Annotated in this window: 25 protein-coding genes; 22 read left to right on the top strand and 3 right to left on the bottom strand. The window is 67.3% G+C overall.

What is annotated here, in order from left to right; translation table 11 throughout:
* The first annotated feature begins 6 nt into the window (after positions 1–6).
* From AC06E7_RS09600 to AC06E7_RS09580, 5 genes are all read left to right on the top strand, one after another.
* Complete coding sequence (locus AC06E7_RS09600) at positions 7–444, top strand: hypothetical protein (protein ID WP_068849836.1); 438 nt, start codon at positions 7–9, stop codon at positions 442–444.
* Positions 445–491: 47 nt separating this feature from the next.
* Positions 492–1,103, top strand: coding sequence for a DUF2238 domain-containing protein (locus AC06E7_RS09595; RefSeq protein ID WP_478064610.1), 612 nt, complete (start codon positions 492–494; stop codon positions 1,101–1,103).
* On the top strand, positions 1,100–1,759 hold the full coding sequence (gene purN, locus AC06E7_RS09590; protein ID WP_210131800.1) for a phosphoribosylglycinamide formyltransferase: 660 nt from the start codon (positions 1,100–1,102) through the stop codon (positions 1,757–1,759). The genes AC06E7_RS09595 and purN overlap by 4 nt, the downstream gene beginning before the upstream one ends.
* A gap of 67 nt (positions 1,760–1,826) precedes the next feature.
* Complete coding sequence (locus AC06E7_RS09585) at positions 1,827–2,606, top strand: DUF3108 domain-containing protein (protein ID WP_478064338.1); 780 nt, start codon at positions 1,827–1,829, stop codon at positions 2,604–2,606.
* Positions 2,607–2,608: 2 nt separating this feature from the next.
* Positions 2,609–3,292, top strand: coding sequence for a DUF3108 domain-containing protein (locus AC06E7_RS09580; protein ID WP_478064337.1), 684 nt, complete (start codon positions 2,609–2,611; stop codon positions 3,290–3,292).
* Between the two features lie 121 nt (positions 3,293–3,413).
* Here AC06E7_RS09580 and AC06E7_RS09575 read toward each other — a convergent pair whose 3' ends face one another.
* The 3 genes from AC06E7_RS09575 to AC06E7_RS09565 all read right to left on the bottom strand — a co-directional run bounded on the left by AC06E7_RS09575 (position 3,414) and on the right by AC06E7_RS09565 (position 5,300).
* On the bottom strand, positions 3,414–3,725 hold the full coding sequence (locus AC06E7_RS09575; protein WP_068849825.1) for a hypothetical protein: 312 nt from the start codon (positions 3,723–3,725) through the stop codon (positions 3,414–3,416).
* Positions 3,722–4,993 carry a UDP-N-acetylglucosamine 1-carboxyvinyltransferase gene (murA, locus tag AC06E7_RS09570; RefSeq protein WP_095363733.1) on the bottom strand — a complete coding sequence of 424 codons (1,272 nt, stop codon included), beginning with the start codon at positions 4,991–4,993 and terminating at the stop codon, positions 3,722–3,724. The genes AC06E7_RS09575 and murA overlap by 4 nt, the downstream gene beginning before the upstream one ends.
* Before the next feature lie 73 nt (positions 4,994–5,066).
* Positions 5,067–5,300, bottom strand: a complete 234-nt coding sequence (locus tag AC06E7_RS09565; RefSeq protein WP_068849819.1) for a BolA family protein — start codon at positions 5,298–5,300, stop codon at positions 5,067–5,069.
* 53 nt (positions 5,301–5,353) lie between these two features.
* Between AC06E7_RS09565 and AC06E7_RS09560 the strand changes: the two genes are divergently transcribed.
* The 17 genes from AC06E7_RS09560 to AC06E7_RS09480 all read left to right on the top strand — a co-directional run bounded on the left by AC06E7_RS09560 (position 5,354) and on the right by AC06E7_RS09480 (position 18,938).
* Positions 5,354–6,355 (top strand): KpsF/GutQ family sugar-phosphate isomerase, encoded by a 1,002-nt coding sequence (locus tag AC06E7_RS09560; protein WP_068849816.1) that lies wholly within the window; start codon positions 5,354–5,356, stop codon positions 6,353–6,355.
* A 41-nt stretch (positions 6,356–6,396) separates the two neighbouring features.
* The gene (locus AC06E7_RS09555; RefSeq protein WP_093533331.1) at positions 6,397–6,945 is read left to right on the top strand and encodes a KdsC family phosphatase; all 549 of its coding nucleotides are present in this window, start codon (positions 6,397–6,399) and stop codon (positions 6,943–6,945) included.
* Positions 6,942–7,502: an LPS export ABC transporter periplasmic protein LptC gene (gene lptC / locus AC06E7_RS09550; protein ID WP_478064333.1), complete on the top strand. Its 561-nt coding sequence runs from the start codon at positions 6,942–6,944 to the stop codon at positions 7,500–7,502. The genes AC06E7_RS09555 and lptC overlap by 4 nt, the downstream gene beginning before the upstream one ends.
* Positions 7,503–7,567: 65 nt before the next feature.
* Positions 7,568–8,128, top strand: a complete 561-nt coding sequence (gene lptA / locus AC06E7_RS09545; RefSeq protein ID WP_210131804.1) for a lipopolysaccharide transport periplasmic protein LptA — start codon at positions 7,568–7,570, stop codon at positions 8,126–8,128.
* A complete protein-coding gene (gene lptB / locus AC06E7_RS09540) occupies positions 8,128–8,847 on the top strand; it encodes an LPS export ABC transporter ATP-binding protein (protein WP_068849805.1) in 720 nt (239 codons plus the stop codon). Before lptA ends, lptB begins: the two co-directional genes overlap by 1 nt.
* Before the next feature lie 41 nt (positions 8,848–8,888).
* The gene (locus AC06E7_RS09535) at positions 8,889–10,334 is read left to right on the top strand and encodes an RNA polymerase factor sigma-54 (RefSeq protein WP_478064330.1); all 1,446 of its coding nucleotides are present in this window, start codon (positions 8,889–8,891) and stop codon (positions 10,332–10,334) included.
* A 56-nt stretch (positions 10,335–10,390) separates the two neighbouring features.
* Entirely contained in the window at positions 10,391–10,714 is a 324-nt protein-coding gene (gene hpf / locus AC06E7_RS09530) for a ribosome hibernation-promoting factor, HPF/YfiA family (RefSeq protein ID WP_068849799.1), read from the top strand.
* Positions 10,715–10,735: 21 nt separating this feature from the next.
* Positions 10,736–11,188, top strand: coding sequence for a PTS sugar transporter subunit IIA (locus AC06E7_RS09525; RefSeq protein WP_478064328.1), 453 nt, complete (start codon positions 10,736–10,738; stop codon positions 11,186–11,188).
* A complete protein-coding gene (gene hprK / locus AC06E7_RS09520) occupies positions 11,185–12,135 on the top strand; it encodes an HPr(Ser) kinase/phosphatase (protein ID WP_068849794.1) in 951 nt (316 codons plus the stop codon). Before AC06E7_RS09525 ends, hprK begins: the two co-directional genes overlap by 4 nt.
* Entirely contained in the window at positions 12,132–13,019 is an 888-nt protein-coding gene (gene rapZ / locus AC06E7_RS09515) for an RNase adapter RapZ (RefSeq protein WP_176472645.1), read from the top strand. Before hprK ends, rapZ begins: the two co-directional genes overlap by 4 nt.
* A gap of 75 nt (positions 13,020–13,094) precedes the next feature.
* Positions 13,095–13,487 (top strand): PTS sugar transporter subunit IIA, encoded by a 393-nt coding sequence (locus AC06E7_RS09510; RefSeq protein ID WP_068849788.1) that lies wholly within the window; start codon positions 13,095–13,097, stop codon positions 13,485–13,487.
* Positions 13,480–13,749: an HPr family phosphocarrier protein gene (locus tag AC06E7_RS09505; protein WP_068849785.1), complete on the top strand. Its 270-nt coding sequence runs from the start codon at positions 13,480–13,482 to the stop codon at positions 13,747–13,749. The genes AC06E7_RS09510 and AC06E7_RS09505 overlap by 8 nt, the downstream gene beginning before the upstream one ends.
* Before the next feature lie 2 nt (positions 13,750–13,751).
* A complete protein-coding gene (gene ptsP, locus AC06E7_RS09500) occupies positions 13,752–15,521 on the top strand; it encodes a phosphoenolpyruvate--protein phosphotransferase (protein ID WP_478064325.1) in 1,770 nt (589 codons plus the stop codon).
* Between the two features lie 146 nt (positions 15,522–15,667).
* On the top strand, positions 15,668–17,029 hold the full coding sequence (mgtE, locus tag AC06E7_RS09495; RefSeq protein ID WP_068849782.1) for a magnesium transporter: 1,362 nt from the start codon (positions 15,668–15,670) through the stop codon (positions 17,027–17,029).
* 13 nt (positions 17,030–17,042) lie between these two features.
* Positions 17,043–17,309 (top strand): hypothetical protein, encoded by a 267-nt coding sequence (locus AC06E7_RS09490; RefSeq protein WP_478064323.1) that lies wholly within the window; start codon positions 17,043–17,045, stop codon positions 17,307–17,309.
* Positions 17,310–17,376: 67 nt separating this feature from the next.
* Positions 17,377–18,177: a carboxylesterase family protein gene (locus AC06E7_RS09485; RefSeq protein WP_478064321.1), complete on the top strand. Its 801-nt coding sequence runs from the start codon at positions 17,377–17,379 to the stop codon at positions 18,175–18,177.
* A gap of 296 nt (positions 18,178–18,473) precedes the next feature.
* On the top strand, positions 18,474–18,938 hold the full coding sequence (locus AC06E7_RS09480) for an REP-associated tyrosine transposase (protein ID WP_093533325.1): 465 nt from the start codon (positions 18,474–18,476) through the stop codon (positions 18,936–18,938).
* Positions 18,939–19,004: the final 66 nt, after the last annotated feature.

The raw sequence follows: 19,004 nt of genomic DNA, 5'->3' as shown, positions 1-19,004 counted from the left end.
CTGCCGATGTCTTCCACACCCCCGCCGCTGAACTTCCCGCGCGGCTGGACACCGCATCAGGTCGCCTCGCACCTGCATACGCTGAAGATCCTGTTCTACATCCTGGGCGTGCTGGAACTGCTGCTGGTGCCGATCCTGCTGCTGGGCGCCGCCGGCGGCTACATCAGCGAAAGCAACAGCGCCAACCCCAACGCCCAGCCGGCCCTGCTGGCGGCGATCATGGTCGGCGCCGGCGCGATCTTCGCCGGTCTGGGTACCTTGAACATCCTCGGCGCGCGGCGCATGGCCGAGCGCCGTTCGCACAAGCTGTGCAAGATCGCCGCCGGCGCGGCCTGCCTGGCCGGCGCGCTCGGCATCGCGCTGGGCGTATATGCCCTGATCGTACTGATGCGCCCGGAAGTGGTGGCCAGCTTCAGCGCTTCCGACGGTACGGTCGCGGCATGAGCGACCGCAGTGCCCTGCCCGTGTCCGGCGTGACCCGTGCGGACCGCATGGCGCCGGGCAAGAAGGCGGCGTTCGTTGGCGTGTTCGCGGTGTTCGCGCTGACCTGGATCCAGCCGATGTGGCCGGTCGAACAAGGGCTGCACAGCAGCCTCACCGTGATCGGGCTGGTCGCCTTGTGGTGGGTGGACCGGCGCTGGACGCTGGGCAGCGGCGCGTTTGCCGCCATCTGCGGCTTCATCGCCATCCACTGCATCGCCGCGCGCTGGCTGTATTCCAACGTCCCGTACGACGCATGGCTGCAGGCAGTCGTGCACTGGTCGCCGAACACGGCCTTTGGCTGGAAGCGCAACCACTTCGACCGCCTGATCCACCTGCTGTACGGCGTCTGCTTCACCCCGGCGCTGACCCAGCTGGCACGGCATGCCTGGCCGGCACTGCGTATCGGCCAGGCCTTCGCGCTGGCGGTGGTGGCGGTGATGTGTTCGAGCCTGGTCTACGAATGGTTTGAATGGGGCATCGCCCTGTTGTTGTCTCCCGAGGCTGCCGAGTCGTACAACGGCCAGCAGGGCGACCTGTGGGATGCCCATGCGGACATGCTGCTGGCGACGGTGGGCGCGCTGCTCACCTGGCCCCTGCTCAAGCGGAACGTACTGAAATGAGTTCACCCAGCCGCATCGCGGTGCTGGCCTCCGGCCGTGGCAGCAACCTGCAGGCTATTGTCGATGCCATCGCCGCCGGCACCCTCGACGCCGAGGTGGTGGCGGTGCTGTCGGACAAGCCAGAGGCCACGGCACTGCAGAAGGTCGCGCAAGAGCGTCGCTGGGCGCGCTCGCCCAAGGACTTCGCCGACCGCGCCGCCTTCGACGCCGCGATGGGCGACGCGCTGGCCGCCTTCGCGCCGGACTGGGTGGTCTGCGCCGGTTACATGCGCATCCTCGGCGAAGCCTTCGTGCAGCGGTTTGCCGGCCGGCTGGTCAACATCCATCCGTCGCTGCTGCCGCTCTACAAGGGCCTGCACACCCACGCCCGCGCGCTGGAGGCCGGCGATGCCGAAGCCGGCGCCAGCGTGCACTTCGTGGTGCCCGAACTGGACGCCGGCACCGTGCTGGCCCAGGCGCGGGTGCCGGTACTGCCCGGCGATACCGCCGAACAGCTGGCCCAGCGCGTGCTGGCGGTGGAGCACCCGTTACTGATCGCCAGCCTGCAGTGGCTGGTGGCCGGCCGCGTAACTGAACGCGACGGTCAGCTGGAGGTTGACGGCCACCCCCTGTTCAGTCCCCTGCGCCTAGATTGCGCCGGACAGCTGTCCCCCTGACTGCGGCGCACACGCGCCGCTGACCCGGCCGCTGGCATCCTCCCTTATCCCCCGCATCCGCGCGCGCATGAAAACCACTCTGTCCAAACCGCTGGTGCTGCTCGCCTCTCTGCTGTGCACGGTGGCGATCGCGCAGGCGCAGGAACCCACCCCGCCGGAACTGCCGGTGCTGCCGCCATCCAGTAGCTGGGAGGCACCCGCGCTGGAGCCGTTCACCGCCACCTACCAGGCCCTGTACAAGGGCAAGGAAGCCGGCGATGCGACCATGCGCGTCACCCACACCGGTGGCGACCAGTGGCGCGTGGACATGCAGGTGGTGGGCCGGCGCGGCTTTGCCAGCGTGCTGGGCCTGAACATTGAACAGAGCACCGTATTCGAGAAGCACGGCGCCACCTATGTGCCGCTGAGCCAGGCGACCGTGCGCAAGGGCCTGTTCATGGGCAAGAAGGTCACCGGCACCTACGACTGGAAGGCCGGTACCGCACAGTGGGTGGGCGACCTGAAGAAGGAACGCACCCAGCCGGTTCCGCTGCAGCCGGGCGACCAGAGCGCACTGCTGCTGAATCTTGCGATCATGCGCGATGCGCGCCCGGGCGGGCAGATGCATTACCGTTATGCGGACATGGGCAGGGTGCGCCAGCATGACTACCAGGCCGCACCGGACACCGAGAACGTCGAGGTCGGCGAGCTTTCCTACAACGCGCTGCGGGTGTATCGCACCAACGGCGGCAACGATGAAACCATCCTCTGGATCGCCAACGGGGTTCCCACCCCGGTGCGCATCCTGCAACGCGAAGACGGTCAGGATCGGATCGACCTGCGCCTGATCGAATACCAAGGAGTTTGAGCATGAGCATTCCGACCCGCCCCCTGTCCTGGATCGCAGCCGGCGCGCTGGCCGTAGCGAGCCTGCCGGCCATGGCTCTGCAGCCATTTACCGCCGAGTACCAGGCCAACTACATGGGCATGCAGGCGCCCGGCAAGATGACCCTCAAGCAGGTCGACGGCAACAAGTGGCAGTACAGCCTGGATGTCAGCAACCAATTGGCGACCCTGAGCCAGAACACCACGTTCGAGGAATCTAATGGCGCCCTGCGCCCGCTCAGCAGCCGGGATCGTTCGATGGTGCTGGTCAAGAAGCGCAACGTGGAAGCCAACTATGACTGGTCGAAGAAGCAGGCTACCTGGACGGGCGACATCAAGCCGGACCGTGCCGGACCGGTCGCGCTGAAGGTGGGTGACATGGACGCGCTGCTGATCAACCTGGCCATCGCCCGTGATTTCGCCGCGGGCAAGCCGCTGACCTACCGCATGGTCGACGAAGGCCGGATCAAGCCGATGACCTACAAGGTGTCGGGCACCGAGAACGTCACCGTGGGCGGAAAGACCTACAACGCCACCAAGGTGACCCGCGTGGACGGCAACAAGGAACAGATTGCCTGGGTGACCAAGGACATGCCGGTGCCGGTACGGCTGCTGCAGCGCGAAGGCGGCAAGGACGCGCTGGACCTGACCATCAAATCGTTCAAGTGATTGCGCGGGTACCGACCAACGGTCGGTACCTACCACCGGCATTGATACATGCCGGTGGTATCGCCGGTAGGTATCGACCGTTGGTCGATACAAAAAAACGCCCGCGACTGCGGGCGTTTTTTCATTTCGCCGGTGTTTCGGCCTGGAACACCGTCTTGCAGTCCACGCGGATCTGCTCGCCGGTCTTGCGCCAGTAGAACGAACGGCAATGGCGGTTGCCTTCCACGGTGGTGGTCACCCCGACCGCGTAGAACGCCTGCAGCACCTCGGTGCGGCTGACCGTGCCATCGCCGTTCCAGTCCATGTCCTGCTGTTCCAGGCCCTGCGTGATGGCGATATCGGCATACCAGGCATAGCCCAGCCAGCCCAGCACCACCAGCACGAGGATCAGCAGCGCCTTGCGGCGGCGGGTGAACTGGCCGCGCAGGATCATGCGATGCGCCGGATGGTGGCGCCCAGCGACGACAGCTTCTCTTCGATGTTCTCGTAGCCGCGGTCCAGGTGGTAGATGCGGTCGATGGTGGTGTCACCGTCGGCCATCAGCCCGGCCAGGATCAGCGAGGCCGACGCGCGCAGGTCGGTGGCCATCACCGGCGCGCCGCTGAGCTGTTCGGCACCGCGCACGATCGCGGTATGGCCTTCGACCTGGATGTCCGCGCCCAGGCGCAGCAGCTCGTTGACGTGCATGAAACGGTTTTCGAAGATCGTTTCGTTGATCACGCCCACGCCATCGGCCACGCAGTTGAGCGCCATGAACTGCGCCTGCATGTCGGTGGGGAACGCCGGGTACGGCGCGGTGGTCAGGTTGACCGCGCGCGGGCGCTTGCCCTGCATGTCCAGGGTGATGCTGTCGTCGGTGGTGTCGATCTTCGCACCGGCTTCGACCAGCTTGGCCAGCACCGCGTCCATCGTGTTCGGGCGGGCACGGTTGACCGTGACCTTGCCGCCGGTCATCGCCGCGGCCACCAGGAAGGTGCCGGTTTCGATGCGGTCGGGCAGCACTTCATGGCGGCCGCCGGACAGGCGCTCGACGCCTTCGATCACCAGCCGGGCGGTGCCCAGGCCTTCGATCTTCGCGCCCAGCGCGATCAGGCAGTGCGCCAGGTCGGTGACTTCCGGCTCCATCGCCGCGTTGTCCAGCACCGTGGTGCCTTCGGCCAGCACGGCGGCCATCAGCACGTTCTCGGTGCCGGTCACGCTGACCATGTCGAAGGTGAAGTGCGCGCCTTTAAGGCGCTTGGCGTGGGCCTTGATGAAGCCGTTCTCGACCACGATCTCCGCACCCAGCGCCTGCAGGCCCTTGATGTGCTGGTCAACCGGGCGCGAGCCGATCGCGCAGCCGCCGGGCAGCGACACTTCGGCCGCGCCGAAGCGGGCCAGCAGCGGGCCCAGCACCAGGATCGAGGCGCGCATGGTGCGCACCAGTTCATAAGGGGCCACATGCTGGTTGACCGGGCGCGGGTCGACCACGATCGCGCTGCCGCGCGACAGCGTGCCCTGGTCGATGGTGACCTTGGCCCCCAGCTCGCTGAGCAGCTTCACTGTGGTCACCACGTCATGCAGGTGCGGCACGTTGGTGATTTCCACCGGCGCATCGGCCAGCAGGGTCGCGCACAGGATGGGGAGGACGGCGTTCTTGGCGCCGGAAATGTTCACTTCACCGTGCAGCGGCTTGCCGCCGGTCACTACGATCTTGGCCATGGAGTCTACTTGGGGTGTGGTAGCGCCGACCGTTGGTCGGCTGGATGGTCGAAGGCAACGGGTACTTCGGCGATCAACCGGCCACTTCGGCCGGGGTCACCGTCTTCAGCGCCAAGGCGTGGATCGCCCCGCCCATGAGATCGCCCAGGGTGGCATAGACCATCCGGTGGCGCGCCAGCGGCATTTTGCCGGCAAAGGCGTCGCACACCACGGTGGCCTCGAAATGCACGCCGTCATCGCCCTGCACGTCCGCGCGTGCGCCCGGCAGGCCGTCTTCGATCAATTTGCGGATGGTCTCGGCGTCCAACGGGCTTTCCTAATAAAATGTGCGCTCATTCTACTCTTCCGCGTGGCGCCCGCATGGCTGTATCGCCCCTGCCCCCCTCATCGGCCGACCCGGCCGCGCTGGTTGCCAGCGGCCGCCGCGTGTTCGAGATCGAGCGCGATGCCCTTGCCGCAGTAGCCGAACGCCTGGGCGAGGGGTTCAGCCAGGCCTGCCAGCTGGTGCTGGAAAGTCGCGGCCGGGTGGTCGCCACGGGCATGGGCAAGTCCGGCCATGTGGCCCGCAAGATCGCCGCCACGCTGGCCTCCACCGGCACCCCGGCGTTCTATGTGCACCCCGGTGAGGCCGGCCACGGCGACCTGGGCATGATCACCGAGGCCGATGTGGTGCTGGCCCTTTCCTATTCGGGCGAATCGGACGAAGTGCTGATGCTGCTGCCGGTGCTCAAGCGCCAGGGCAACCGGCTGATCGCCATGACCGGCCGCCCCGGCTCGTCGCTGGCGCTGGCCGCCGACGTGCACCTGGACGTGAGCGTGCCGGCCGAAGCCTGCCCGCTGGCCCTGGCCCCGACCTCCAGCACCACCGCCTCGCTGGCGATGGGCGATGCGCTGGCGGTGGCCCTGCTGGACGCGCGCGGCTTCACCGCCGACGATTTCGCCCGCTCGCACCCGGCCGGCAGCCTGGGCCGGCGCCTGCTGCTGCACATCACCGATGTGATGCACAGCGGCGACGAGCTGCCCCAGGTGGGCGAGAACGCCAGCCTGAGCGAGGCGCTGGTGGAAATGAGCCGCAAGCGGCTCGGCATGACCGCCGTGGTCGATGCCGGCCAGCGCCTGGTGGGCCTGTTCACCGACGGCGATCTGCGCCGCGCCCTGGACAGCGACCTGGATGTGCGCAGCGCGCGCATCGTCGATGTGATGACCCGCACCCCGCGTACCATCGGCGCCGACCAGCTGGCCGTGGAAGCGGCCCGGGTCATGGAAACCCAGCAGATCAACGGCCTGATCGTGGTCGATGGCGAGGGCCGCGCGGTTGGCGCCCTCAATATTCATGACCTGTTGCGGGCCCGGGTGGTTTAAACCACAGTGACACTCCTCCATTCAGCTGACCTGCGCTCCTGATGCCCTACTCCCCGCTGCCCGGTTTCCCGTCCCACCTGCATGCCGTTGCCGGCCGTATCCGGCTGGCCTGTTTCGATGTGGACGGCACACTCACCGACGGTCGGCTCTACTACGACCGTGATGGCAACGAGAGCAAGGCGTATTACGTGCAGGACGGACTTGGCCTGAAACTGCTGCAGCAGCACGGCATCCACCCCGTGTTGATCACCGCGCGCAACAGCCTGTCGGCGCAGAAGCGCGGCGCCGACCTGGGTATCGACACCCAGATCGCGGTCGGCGACAAGCTGGCCAGCGTGCGCGCCCTGTGCGACCAGCACGGCATCGGCCTGGACCAGGTGGCATTCATGGGCGATGACCTGCCCGACCTGGCCCCGCTGTGCGCGGTCGGGCTGGCGGTGGCGCCGGCCAATGCCCATCCCTGGATCGCCGAACGCGTGCACTGGCAGACCCGTCTGGACGGGGGCCGCGGTGCCGCACGCGAGCTGTGCGACGTGCTGCTGGCCGCGCAGGGCCACGTGGATGCGGTCCTGGCGAGGTTCGGCGCATGAACTGGCGTACCGCACTGGGTGGCCTGCTGCTGGTGGCTGCGTTGTTCAGCGGCTGGTCCCTGCTGCGCGATCGCGACAAGGCCGAGATCGTTGCGGGCGACGATGCCAGCAAGGATTACGTGCTGCACGATTTCCAGATCATCGCGCTCGACGAGCAGGGCCGTGAATCGACCACCCTGCGCGCACCGCTGCTGGAACGCACCCGCAGCGACGAGACCATGACCATCCAGACCCCGCTGTTCCTGCTGCCCGACCGCGACGGCAACCACTGGGAACTGCGCAGTGACACCGGCTGGGTCAGCGCCACCGGCGACAAGCTGCGGCTGACCGGCAACGTCAGCGGCGACAGCCCGCGCGTGCCCAGCATTGCACCGACCACGTTCCGCACCGAGCAGCTGGACGTGTTCCCGAAGGAAAACCGCGCCACCTCCGATGGACTGGTGACCTTGACCCGACCGGGCATGACCCAGTCCGGCGTCGGCTTCGCGCTGAACTCCAGTGACAAGACCTACCAGTTCCTGAGCCAGGTCAAGAGCCGTTACACGCCCCGTCAGTGATGCGCCACCACACTTCAACAACGGCCTTGGCCGTTTCCCCGAATCCGGCAGGAAAGCCCCACGTCATGAAAACCCTCCACGCTGTTGCCCTCGCCCTCAGCCTGATGGTGCCCGCCGTCGGCGTGCAGGCCAAGACCTCCGACCGCAACCAGGAAATGACCATCGACGCCGGGGCACAGTCCGGAACGCTGGTCGGCGATGGCGTCACCACCCTGTCGGGCGGCGTCACCATCACCCAGGGCACGCTCGACATCCGCTCCGCCCAGGCCGACATCCACATGAAGGACGGTGAAGCGGTGCGTGCGGTGTTCACCGGCAAGCAGGCCAAGATGAAACAGCAGCTCGATGACGGCACCTGGATGGAAGCCCAGGCCGACAAGATCGACTACGACATCAAGAAGGAAATCATCGTGCTCACCGGCAACTACACGGTCAAGAGCGCGCAGGGCACCAATTCGGGTGGCACGATGACCTACAACACCGCCACCGGCCAGATGAACAGCGGCGGCGACGGACAGCGCGTGCGCACCGTCATCCCGCCCAAGAACAAGGGGGCCGCCCCGGCCGCCAAGCCGGCCGCTGCCCCGGCCAAGGCCACCGTCCCCACCGCCGGGAGCAAGAAGTAATGCTCGTCGCCAAAGGTCTGCGCAAGCGCTACAAGCAGCGCGAAGTGGTGAAGGAATTCGGGCTGACCCTGGACGCCGGTGAAGTGGTCGGCCTGCTCGGCCCCAACGGTGCCGGCAAGACCACCTGCTTCTACATGATCGTGGGCCTGGTCGAGGCCGACGCCGGCAGCATCGTGCTGGACGGCAAGGACATCACCGCCGACCCCATGTACACCCGCGCCAAGCAGGGCGTGGGCTATCTGCCGCAGGAACCCTCGGTATTCCGCAAGCTCACCGTGGCCGACAACCTGCGCCTGGTGCTGGAACTGCGCGAGGACCTGGACAAGGCCGGCCGCGAGAAGGAGCTGAATTCGCTGCTGGACGAGCTGCAGATCAACCACGTGGCCGACCAGCTGGGCGCCAGCCTGTCCGGCGGTGAGCGCCGCCGCTGCGAAATCGCCCGTGCGCTGGCCGCCAAGCCGCGCCTGATCCTGCTCGACGAGCCGTTCGCCGGCGTCGACCCGATCTCGGTCGGCGAAATCCAGCGCATCGTCCTGCACCTCAAGCAGCGTGGCATCGGGGTACTGATCACCGACCACAATGTGCGCGAAACCTTGGGAATCTGCGACCGCGCGTATATCCTCAACGAAGGCAGCGTACTGGCGCAGGGGGCACCAGACGCGATCCTGGAAAACGCAGACGTCCGCCGCGTGTACCTTGGAGAGACCTTCAAGCTCTGACCGCCGGCCGCTGCAGCGCCTTCCCTCCGTTCGGCACAGGCATGAAAGCACGGCTGCAGACATCGCTGGGACAACAACTGGTCATGACGCCGCAGCTGCGTCAGGCCATCAAGCTGTTGCAGATGTCCAGCGCCGAACTGGAGCTGGAGATCGCCGAGGCGGTGGAAACCAACCCGCTGCTGGACTGGGCCGAGAACGCCGAACCCACACTGGATGCCGCGCCGGACAGCGATGAGCGACCGCCCGAAGTGGCCGAACGCGACAATGGCGGCGACGGCGATTCCGCCCCCTCCGGCGCCGATGACTGGGCACCCGGCGAAGGCGACTGGAGCAGCGGCAGCAGCGGCGGCTCGTTCGACGATGACGACAACGGCAGCGCCGCCGAGCGCGTGGCCGAGACCGAAAGCCTGGCCGACCACCTGCTGTGGCAGCTGCACCTGTCGCACCTGTCGCGCCGCGACCGCAGCATCGGCGCCGCGCTGATCGACGCGTTCGAGGACGACGGTTACCTGCGCGAACCCCTGTCGGCCATCGCCGAAACCCTGCTCCCGGCCATTCACGCCGATGAAGCCGAGATCCTCACCGTGCTGCACCAGATCCAGCGCTTCGACCCGATCGGGGTCGGCGCGCGCAGCCTGGGCGAATGCCTGCAGCTGCAGCTGGACGTACTGGACCCGCAGACCCCCGGCCTGGCCCTGGCCCGGCGCATTGCCGATGGGCCGCTGGAGCGCCTGCCGCGCAGCGGCGTGGCCGGCATTGCCCATGAACTGCGCGAACCGGTGGAGGCGGTGGACACCGCCGTGCAGCTGTTGCGCTCGCTGGACCCGCGCCCGGGCACCCAGATCGGCGAACTGGCCCACGACAGCTACGTGGTGCCCGACTGCGTGGTCTGGCGCCAGAACGGCAGCTGGCGGGCCGCCCTGGCTGGCCATGCCGGGCCCAAGGTGGTCATCCACCGGGGCTATGAACAGATGATCCGCCGCTGTGGCGAAAGCGACGCCGGCTACCTGCGCACCCACCTGCAGGAGGCACGCTGGCTGCTCAAGGGGCTGGAGGCCCGTGGCGAAACCCTGCTGCGGGTGATGCGCTGCCTGCTGCAGCAGCAGGCCGCCTTCCTCGAGTTCGGCGCCCAGGCCCTGCGCCCGCTGACCCTGCGCGAGGTGGCCGGGGAGCTGGGCCTGCACGAATCGACCATTTCCCGGGCGATTGCCCGCAAGTACGTGCGCACCCCGCGCGGCACCCTGGCACTGCGCGCCTTCTTCGCCTCGGGGATCGACACCGACAGCGGCGGCGAGGCCTCCAGCACCGCCATCCAGGCCATGATCCGACGCCTGATCGACGACGAGAACCCGCGCAAGCCGCTTTCTGACGCCAAGCTGGCTGACCTGCTCAAGACCTCGGGAATACCGGTGGCGCGCCGCACCGTGGCGAAGTATCGTGAAGCCATGAACATTTCCGCCTCGCACGAACGAGTACGCATCGCCTGACGCTCACACGCCTGGCGGCAAGGTTCATTGGCTCATCCGAACAAAGGAGAAACCCGATGCGCATCGAAACGTTTGGCAAAGATGTCGAAGTCACCCCGGCCCTGCATTCCTACGTAGAGGAGAAGCTGGCACGGATCGGCAAGCACTTCGATCAGCATTGCGACGCGCGGGTCACACTGAAGCTTCAGAAGCCCGACCACCACGTCGACGCCAGCGTGAACATCCCCGGCCAGACCCTCCACGCCGAAGCCAACGGCCAGACCATGTATGCGGCCATCGATGTGCTCGCCGACAAGCTGGACCGGCTGGTGATCAAGCACAAGGAGAAAAAGCACCAGCACGCCCCGGTTCCGGCTCCCTTGGGCGACAATGACGCCTGACGCCCCCGCTCCCCCCTTTCCATGCCTTTGACTGATCTACTGGCGGCCGTGCGCACCCAGGTGCTGCCGGCCGCCGATCGCGACACTGTCCTCAAGGCGGCCGCCCGGCTGCTGGCCTGCCGCGAAGCCAACGCTGAGCTGCTCTATACCAACCTGCGCGAGCGCGAGACCCTGGGCAGCACCGCGATCGGCCACGGCATTGCCATCCCCCACGGCCGCGCGCCGCTGCTGGAACGCCCCCGCGGGGCGCTGTTGCGGCTGGAGACCCCGGTGGACTTCGGCGGCGATGAACCGGTGGACCTGGTGTTCGCCATTGCCGTGCCCAGCCACTACACCCATCAACACCTGATGCTGCTGTCCGAGCTGGCCGAGCTGTTTTCCGAGCCGGCCATCCGCCAGGCGCTGCGCGAAGCGCGCGATGCGGCGGCACTGCGCCAGGTGATCGAATTTCCCCCGCCGGCGAGCGCCGCATGAATACCAGCATCACCGCGCGTGAACTGTTCGAACAGCAGCGTGACCGCCTGAGCCTGCGCTGGGTGGCCGGGCAGAAGGGCGAGCGGCGCGAGCTGGAGGCCGGCAACACCGTTTCGCGGCGGCCGTCGCTGGCAGGCTACCTCAACGCCATCTACCCCAACAAAGTGCAGATCCTGGGCACCGAAGAGCTGTCCTGGCTGGATTCGCTGGATTCGCGCCAGCGCTGGGAAACCATCGAGCGGATCATGCAGTCGCACCCGCTGGCGCTGGTGATCACCCGCAACCAGCCCTGCCCGGAAGACCTGCGCGCGGCGGCCGATGAATCGCAGACCCCGCTGTGGATCTCGCCCAAGCGCGGCCACGAGCTGCTCAACCACCTCTCCTACCACCTGGCCCGGACCCTGGCGCCGCGGGTGATCCTGCATGGCGTATTCATGGAGATCTACTCCATCGGCGTGCTGATCACCGGCGAAGCCGGTTCGGGCAAGAGCGAACTGGCGCTGGAACTGCTCAGCCGCGGCCACCGCCTGGTGGCCGACGATGCGCCAGAGTTCACCCAGATCGCCCCGGACGTGCTCGACGGCACCTGCCCCGAGCTGCTGCAGGACCTGCTGGAGGTGCGCGGGCTGGGCGTGCTCAACGTACGCGAGATGTTCGGTGACACGGCGGTAAAGAAGAACAAGTACCTTCGGCTCATCGTGCACCTGACCAAGCCCATGACCGAACCCACCCCCCATGGTTACGAGCGCCTGACCGGCGATTCCGGCACCCGCCACGTGCTGGACCTGGATGTGCCGCTGATCACCCTGCCGGTGATGCCCGGCCGCAACCTGTCGGTGCTGACCGAGGCGGCCACCCGACTGCACATCCTGCGCACCAAGGGCATCGACCCGGCCGCGATGTTCATCGCCCGCCACAGCAACCTGCTGGAACGCCGTACCCCATGAACGCCGCCGCCGAACCCACCGCCGCCACCCTGATCATCGTCAGCGGGCTGTCCGGCTCCGGCAAGACGGTGGCGCTGAAGACCTTCGAAGACCTCGACTACTACTGCTCGGACAACCTGCCGATCAACCTGCTGCCCGACTTCGTGCGCAGCCTGCTGGCCGGCCACGATGCCGACGCCCCGCGCCGCCTGGCCGTGGGCATCGACGTACGCGGCCAGAGCGACCTGAGCCAGCTGTCGCACTGGCGCGAAGACGCCCAGGCGGCCGGGCTGGACGCGCAGCTGCTGTTCTTCGATGCCACTGATGAAGCCCTGCTCAAGCGCTACGCCGACACCCGCCGCCGCCACCCGCTGAGCCAGCTGGGCCTGTCGCTGCCCGAAGCGATCGCGCGCGAGCGCGAACTGACCGCCCCGCTGCGCCGCGCCGCCGACGCGGTGATCGACACCACCACCCTCAACGTGCACCAGCTGCGCCGCAAGGTGGTGACCGAGTTCGCGCTCAGCCACGGCAACAAGCTCTCGCTGCTGTTCGAATCGTTCGCCTACAAGCGCGGCGTCCCGGCCGAGGCCGACTTCGTGTTCGACGCCCGGGTACTGCCCAACCCGCACTGGAACCCGGAGCTGCGGCCGATGTCCGGGCGCGAAGCACCGGTCCGCGAGTACCTGGACAGCCAGCCGGACGTGCAGAAGTACGTGGACCAGCTGATCGACTTCCTGGATACCTGGCTGCCCCGCCTGGGCAACGACACCCGCAGCTACGTCACCGTGGCCTTCGGCTGCACCGGCGGCAAGCACCGTTCGGTGTACCTGGCCGAACGCCTGGCCCGGCACGCGCGCGACCAGGGCTGGCCGGAAGTGGCTACGTTCCACCGCGAACTGGATTGATCAAAGCCAACGGACCAACGGTCCGTTGCTACCGTGGTGTATCCCCAATTCATGTTGGGATGTTAACGTTCGACAATGACCTGTGGCATTCTCCTTGTAACGCATCCCGGCGTCGGTACGTCCCTGCTGGACGTGGCGACCCGACTCCTGCGGCACCTGCCGCTGAAGACCGAAGCTTTCGAAGTACCGTTCGACGCAGACATGGATGCCCTGCTCCCGCTTGCCTCGGCCGCCCTGCGGCGCGTGGACAGCGGTGAGGGCGTTTTGATCCTGACCGATCTGTATGGCGCCAGCCCGAGCAATCTGGCAGCGCAGCTGGCCCGCCTGGGCACCCCGGCACGCCGGGTCTCGGCGCTGAGCCTGCCGATGTTGTTGCGAGTGATGAATTATCCGGAACAGGGACTGGATCAACTGCCCGCCACTGCGGCGGCGGGCACTCGCAATGGAGCGATTGTCGACGATGCTTGAACGTGAACTCACCGTATCCAACCGCCTGGGCCTGCACGCCCGCGCCACTGCAAAGCTGGTGCAGGTGCTGGCGCCCTTCCGCTGCAACGTGACCATGGCCGCCAAAGGCCGTGAGATCAACGCCAAGAGCATCATGGGCGTGATGCTGCTGGCCGCCGGCCAAGGCACCCCGGTCACCGTGCGCATCGACGGCGAAGACGAAGCGGCTGCCATGGACGAAGTGGTGGCCCTGTTCGAGCGACGCTTCGACGAGGACAGCTGAGCATGCCGGGGCCACCGTCGCGACCGGGTTCCAGCACACCGGCACGGACCGCGTCCGGTGCCCTGCTGCTGGCCGGGCACGGGGCCTCGCGTGGCAATGCCCTCGGCCGCGCCCGGGTGCGCCTGCCGCATGCCCTGGAAGTCGCCGAACAGCGCATCGCCCCGGCCCAAGTGGCGGCCGAACTGCAGCGCCTGCACCTGGCGGTGGACGCGGCCCGCGCCGAAATGCACGACCTGCGCCAGCGCCTGCAGGGTGCACTGAACCAGGAAGTGGGCGAATTCCTCGACCTGCATGCGCTGCTGCTGGACGACCCCGAACTGCTGTTCGGCCTGGATGAGCTGATCCGCAGCGGCCCGTACAGCGCCGGGTATGCGCTGCGCGTCCAGCGCGACCGCCTGGCCAAGGTCTTCGATGGCATGGACGATGCCTACCTGAAGAGCCGCATGGACGACCTGGACCATGTGATCGGCCGCATCCATGCCTTCCTGCAGAAACGCCCGCCGGACGTGAAGGGGCTGGCCGGGGAAATCCTGGTCTGCGACAACATCGCGCCTTCCGAGCTGGCCCAGCTGCAGGCGCACGGCGTGGTCGGCATCGTCACCGCCGCGGGCAGCGCGCTCTCGCACAGCGCGATCCTGGCCCGCAGCCTGCACCTGCCGCTGATCGTCAACGTTCCCAACCTGCTGCAGAAGATTTCCGACGGCGACGTGCTGGGCATCGACGGCAGCACCGGCCAGATCACCGTCAACCCGCTGCCGCCGGACCTGCGCGATTACCGCGCCCGCCTGCGCGACCAGGCCCGCGAGCAGCGCGAGCTGGGCCGCCTGCGCAGCAAGCCCAGCCGCACCCGCGACAAGGTGGAGATCGCGCTGCTGGCCAACGCCGAATCGCGCGAAGACGTCACCGAGGCGCATGCGCTGGGCGCGCACGGGCTCGGCCTGTACCGCACCGAATTCCTGTTCCTGCAGCGCGATGAGCTGCCCGACGAACAGGAGCAGTTCGAAACCTACCGCGATGCGGCGCTCGGCATGAGCGGGCGACCGGTGACCATCCGCACCCTGGACCTGGGCGCGGACAAGGCCGACCGCACCGGCCTGACCCTGAGCAACGAAGAAAACCCCGCACTGGGCCTGCGCGGCGTGCGCCTGTCGCTGGCCCGGCCGAAGGTGGCCGATACCCAGCTGCGCGCGATCCTGCGGGCGTCGGCCTACGGCAAGCTGCGCATCCTGCTGCCGATGGTCAGCACCCGCGAGGAGCTGCTGGCGGTGCGCCGGCGCTTGAACAAGCAGGCCGAGCTGCTGCGCGCCGAGGGCCACGAAGTGGCCGAGCACATCCCGTTCGGGGCGATGATCGAAGTACCGGCTGCGGCGATCGCGCTGGAAAGCTTCATCGATCTGGTCGACTTCCTGTCGATCGGCACCAACGACCTGGTGCAGTACCTGCTCGCCGCCGACCGCAACAATGAAGCGGTGGGCGAGCTGTATTCGCCACTGCACCCGGCGGTGCTGCGCCTGCTGGCGCACATCCTGCGCACCGGCCGCGAACACGAGGTGCCGGTAGCGGTGTGCGGCGAGATCGCCGGCGACCCGCGCATGACCCGCATGCTGCTCGCGCTCGGCCTGACCGAGTTCAGCCTGCACCCCGGCACGCTGCTGGAGGTGCGGCGCGCGGTGCGCGACAGCGATCTGGGCGAACTGCAGGCCGCAGCACCGAAGCTGCTGGCCGCACGCGACCGGCGCAGCATCGAGCGCTGGATCGACACAAACCAATGAACGGCCCGGCAGGTCACGACCGTTGGTCGTGACGCGCTGACCTACCGGTTTGTCATGCATCCAAGCGATAATGACGCGGTGACCACCCCCTCTGCCGCATCCTGTCCGGGATAGCGGCCTTTTTTCTTTTGCCGCGGGAGCTGTGCATGGCCGAAGCCGTACGCCACGACAAGACGGCGCGCCAGTTGCGACTGTTGTCCGATGCACTGGACAGCGGGCGGCTGGGTCCGGTGCGCCGGCTGGTCAATACGCTGGCGCCGGCCGAGATCGGCAACCTGCTGGAATCGCTGCCGCCGGGCAAGCGCGAAGTGGTGTGGGGGCTGGTCGACCCGGAAGACGATGGCGAGGTGCTGGTCCACGTCGGCGAGGAAGTGCGCGAAAGCCTGCTGGCCGACATGGACCCGGACGAAATCATCGCCGCGGTCGAAGACCTGGACATCGATGACCTGGCCGACCTGGTCGAAGACCTGCCCGACACGGTCATCGACGAAGTGCTCAAGTCGATGGATCGCGAGAACCGCGAGCGGCTCGAGCAGGTCCTGTCCTACCCCGAGGACAGCGCCGGCCGCCTGATGAACCCGGACGTGGTGACCGTGCGCGCCGACGTCAACGTGGACGTGGTGCTGCGCTACCTGCGCCTGCGCGGCGAACTGCCCGACCACACCGACCACCTGTTCGTGGTCAGCCGCCGCCACCAGTACCTGGGCCGGCTGTCGCTGGCCTCGCTGGTGACCCACGAGGACAGCACCCCGATCAACCGCCTGATCGACGACGAGCAGCCGGCGATCGACGTCGGCGAAAGCGCCGACGAAGTGGCCCGGCAGTTCTCCGACCATGACTGGGTGTCGGCGCCGGTGGTGGACGACAACAACATCCTGCTCGGCCGCATCACCATCGATGACGTGGTCGACATCATCCGTTCGCAGGCCGAGCACCAGGCCTTGGGCGCGGCCGGCCTGGACGAAGAGGAAGACCTGTTCTCCCCGATCAAGCGCGCCGTGCGCGGCCGTGTGGTGTGGCTGGGCATCAACCTGTGCACCGCGTTCCTGGCCGCGACGGTGATCGGCCAGTTCGAGCTGACCCTGCAGAAGGTGGTTGCGCTGGCGGTGCTGATGCCGATCGTGGCCGGCGTCGGCGGCAACGCGGCGGTGCAGGTGCTGACCCTGATGGTGCGCGGCATCGCGCTGGGCCAGGTGGGCCAGAGCAACGCGCGCATCCTGCTGTGGAAGGAATCGCGGGTGGCGCTGATCAACGGCACCCTGATCGGCACCGTGGTCGGCATCATTGCCTACCTGTGGTTCCACAGCTTCCTGCTGTCGCTGGTGATCACCCTGGCGCTGATCATCAACTTCTGTGCCGCGGCGCTGGCCGGGGTGCTGCTGCCGCTGCTGCTCAAGCGCATGAACGTGGACCCGGCCGTGGCCGGCACCGTGGTGGTCACCGCGGTCACCGACGTCATGGGCTTCTTCAGCTTCCTGGGCCTGGCCACCCTGATCCTGCTGCACTGACCGGTTCACCGACATGGCCCTGACCCTCGACAACTACTTCGCCGACGGCTGGCGCGACCAGACCCACACCTGCCCCGCCTGCGAATGGCAGGGGACCTCGCGCGAGATGAGCATGGAACTGCACGAGGACGAGGCCGAGTTCGATTGCCCGCAGTGCGAGAACCCCATCCTGCTGGTGGTCCACCCCAGCCTGGCCCAGGTGCAGGCCGCCGCCGCCGACGGCCACCCGGAGGCGATCGAACAGCTGGAAATCCTGGCCTCGGTACCGCGCCCGGACTGATGCACTGCAAGATGCCTGCGCCGACGTCCGCGCCTAGACTGAAAACGATTTCAGCCGAGGAAAGACAATGGCACGACAGCGCGCGGCGTGGTGGATGTGGGTGGTGGCGGTGCTCGCCCTGAGCGGCTGTGCCACGATCCGCAGTGCGGACAAGGGGCACTTCGTCGAGCGCAGCGTTACCGTGGACGGGCGGGTGTCGCGCTACCAGGTATTCGTGCCGCGCGATGCCGAGGCGCAGCGCGGCGCGTTGCCCGTGGTGCTGTTCCTGCATGGATCGGGCGAGCGTGGCAGTGACGGCCATCGCCAGACCACCGCCGGGCTGGGCCCGCACCTGCGCGACCACGCGCGCGACTTCCCGGCACTGGTGGTGCTGCCACAGGCGCCGGAAGACCAGGAATGGTCGGGCATCAACAACCGCATCGCGCTGGCCGCGCTGGATGCCACCATCGCCGAATTCGGTGCCGATCCTGCGCGGCAGTACCTCACCGGCATGTCGATGGGCGGCTACGGAAGCTGGAACATCGCGCTGGAACACCCCACCCGTTTCGCCGCGATCGTGCCGGTGTGCGGCGCGGTGCTGGCGCCGCGCGCGGTGCGGGCGTCATTGTTCGTGGAGTCCGTGGCGGACGAAGCCGATCCCTATGCCGCCATCGCCGAGCGCCTCAAGGCCACGCCGATCTGGATGTTCCATGGGGCATTGGACGATGTGGTGCTGCCCGCCGACGACAGGAAATTGAAGGCCGCGTTCGATGCCGCCGGTGCCGGCGACGTGCGCTATACCGAGTACCCGCAGGGCAACCACAACGCGTGGGATGCGACGTATGCGGATGCGGCGATGTGGGATTGGCTGTTCGCACAGCGGCGGTAACGGAAGAGCGCGACGACCAACGGTCGTCGCCTACCGGGCGTTCGGGTCGCTGCGACGACGACCAACGGTCGTCGCCTACCGGGCGTCGGGTGTGTTGGGGCGATGATCAACGGTTGTCGCCTGCCGGTAGGTATCGACCGTTGGTCGATACGGCGCTGTGCCCGCATGCCTCGACTAACCATCGACGCCCTTGGTAGGTATCGACCGTTGGTCGATACCTGACTACACCCGTTCCCTACGCTGAAATACGGCGGTCGCCGATATTGTCTTTGTACCGCAACGAGAAAAATCGTTGCATGAACAGCCCACGCCTCCGCATCGGCCGTGTCTCGATGATCCATCATGCGTACGAACTCACCATGGTCTGCGAACATCGACGACCATGGTTCAGTCATCCTGCAAACGCTCGCATCGTCGCGGAACTGTTCCCACAACTAGACGAACAACGTCTCACCGAATCCTTGGCGTGGGTAGTCATGCCCGATCACGTCCATTGGCTGTTCCAATTGGGGGAGCGGCCGCTTTCCCATGTGGCACAACGATTCAAATCACGTAGCGCCTTACTGCTGAACCGCCTGCATCATCGTCAGGGCAGGATCTGGCAGACCGGCTATCACGACCACTGCCTTCGCTCGGACGAATCGTTCCGGCGCCACGCTTTCTACGTCATGGAAAATCCGGTGCGGGCTGGGCTGGCGAGCCGCATCGGCGAGTATCCATTCGCGTGGTGCCGATGGCCGTTGGACGAAGATTCCCGGTAGGTATCGACCGTTGGTCGATACAGACGCACGGCCCGCGACGACCAACGGTCGTCGCCTACCGGCGTA

Source organism: Stenotrophomonas sp. Steno-Z4 (assembly GCF_056393145.1).
This window is presented reverse-complemented; position numbering and strand designations above follow the sequence as displayed.

Excerpts from the sequence above, each read along its gene's own strand:
- AC06E7_RS09600 (WP_068849836.1), top strand. The coding sequence starts at position 7 with ATGTCTTCCACACCCCCGCCGCTGAACTTCCCGCGCGGCTGGACACCG.
- AC06E7_RS09595 (WP_478064610.1), top strand. The coding sequence starts at position 492 with ATGGCGCCGGGCAAGAAGGCGGCGTTCGTTGGCGTGTTCGCGGTGTTC.
- purN (WP_210131800.1), top strand. The coding sequence starts at position 1,100 with ATGAGTTCACCCAGCCGCATCGCGGTGCTGGCCTCCGGCCGTGGCAGC.
- AC06E7_RS09585 (WP_478064338.1), top strand. The coding sequence starts at position 1,827 with ATGAAAACCACTCTGTCCAAACCGCTGGTGCTGCTCGCCTCTCTGCTG.
- AC06E7_RS09580 (WP_478064337.1), top strand. The coding sequence starts at position 2,609 with ATGAGCATTCCGACCCGCCCCCTGTCCTGGATCGCAGCCGGCGCGCTG.
- AC06E7_RS09575 (WP_068849825.1), bottom strand. The coding sequence starts at position 3,725 with ATGATCCTGCGCGGCCAGTTCACCCGCCGCCGCAAGGCGCTGCTGATC.
- murA (WP_095363733.1), bottom strand. The coding sequence starts at position 4,993 with ATGGCCAAGATCGTAGTGACCGGCGGCAAGCCGCTGCACGGTGAAGTG.
- AC06E7_RS09560 (WP_068849816.1), top strand. The coding sequence starts at position 5,354 with ATGGCTGTATCGCCCCTGCCCCCCTCATCGGCCGACCCGGCCGCGCTG.
- AC06E7_RS09555 (WP_093533331.1), top strand. The coding sequence starts at position 6,397 with ATGCCCTACTCCCCGCTGCCCGGTTTCCCGTCCCACCTGCATGCCGTT.
- lptC (WP_478064333.1), top strand. The coding sequence starts at position 6,942 with ATGAACTGGCGTACCGCACTGGGTGGCCTGCTGCTGGTGGCTGCGTTG.
- lptA (WP_210131804.1), top strand. The coding sequence starts at position 7,568 with ATGAAAACCCTCCACGCTGTTGCCCTCGCCCTCAGCCTGATGGTGCCC.
- lptB (WP_068849805.1), top strand. The coding sequence starts at position 8,128 with ATGCTCGTCGCCAAAGGTCTGCGCAAGCGCTACAAGCAGCGCGAAGTG.
- AC06E7_RS09535 (WP_478064330.1), top strand. The coding sequence starts at position 8,889 with ATGAAAGCACGGCTGCAGACATCGCTGGGACAACAACTGGTCATGACG.
- hpf (WP_068849799.1), top strand. The coding sequence starts at position 10,391 with ATGCGCATCGAAACGTTTGGCAAAGATGTCGAAGTCACCCCGGCCCTG.
- AC06E7_RS09525 (WP_478064328.1), top strand. The coding sequence starts at position 10,736 with ATGCCTTTGACTGATCTACTGGCGGCCGTGCGCACCCAGGTGCTGCCG.
- hprK (WP_068849794.1), top strand. The coding sequence starts at position 11,185 with ATGAATACCAGCATCACCGCGCGTGAACTGTTCGAACAGCAGCGTGAC.
- rapZ (WP_176472645.1), top strand. The coding sequence starts at position 12,132 with ATGAACGCCGCCGCCGAACCCACCGCCGCCACCCTGATCATCGTCAGC.
- AC06E7_RS09510 (WP_068849788.1), top strand. The coding sequence starts at position 13,095 with ATGACCTGTGGCATTCTCCTTGTAACGCATCCCGGCGTCGGTACGTCC.
- AC06E7_RS09505 (WP_068849785.1), top strand. The coding sequence starts at position 13,480 with ATGCTTGAACGTGAACTCACCGTATCCAACCGCCTGGGCCTGCACGCC.
- ptsP (WP_478064325.1), top strand. The coding sequence starts at position 13,752 with ATGCCGGGGCCACCGTCGCGACCGGGTTCCAGCACACCGGCACGGACC.
- mgtE (WP_068849782.1), top strand. The coding sequence starts at position 15,668 with ATGGCCGAAGCCGTACGCCACGACAAGACGGCGCGCCAGTTGCGACTG.
- AC06E7_RS09490 (WP_478064323.1), top strand. The coding sequence starts at position 17,043 with ATGGCCCTGACCCTCGACAACTACTTCGCCGACGGCTGGCGCGACCAG.
- AC06E7_RS09485 (WP_478064321.1), top strand. The coding sequence starts at position 17,377 with ATGGCACGACAGCGCGCGGCGTGGTGGATGTGGGTGGTGGCGGTGCTC.
- AC06E7_RS09480 (WP_093533325.1), top strand. The coding sequence starts at position 18,474 with ATGAACAGCCCACGCCTCCGCATCGGCCGTGTCTCGATGATCCATCAT.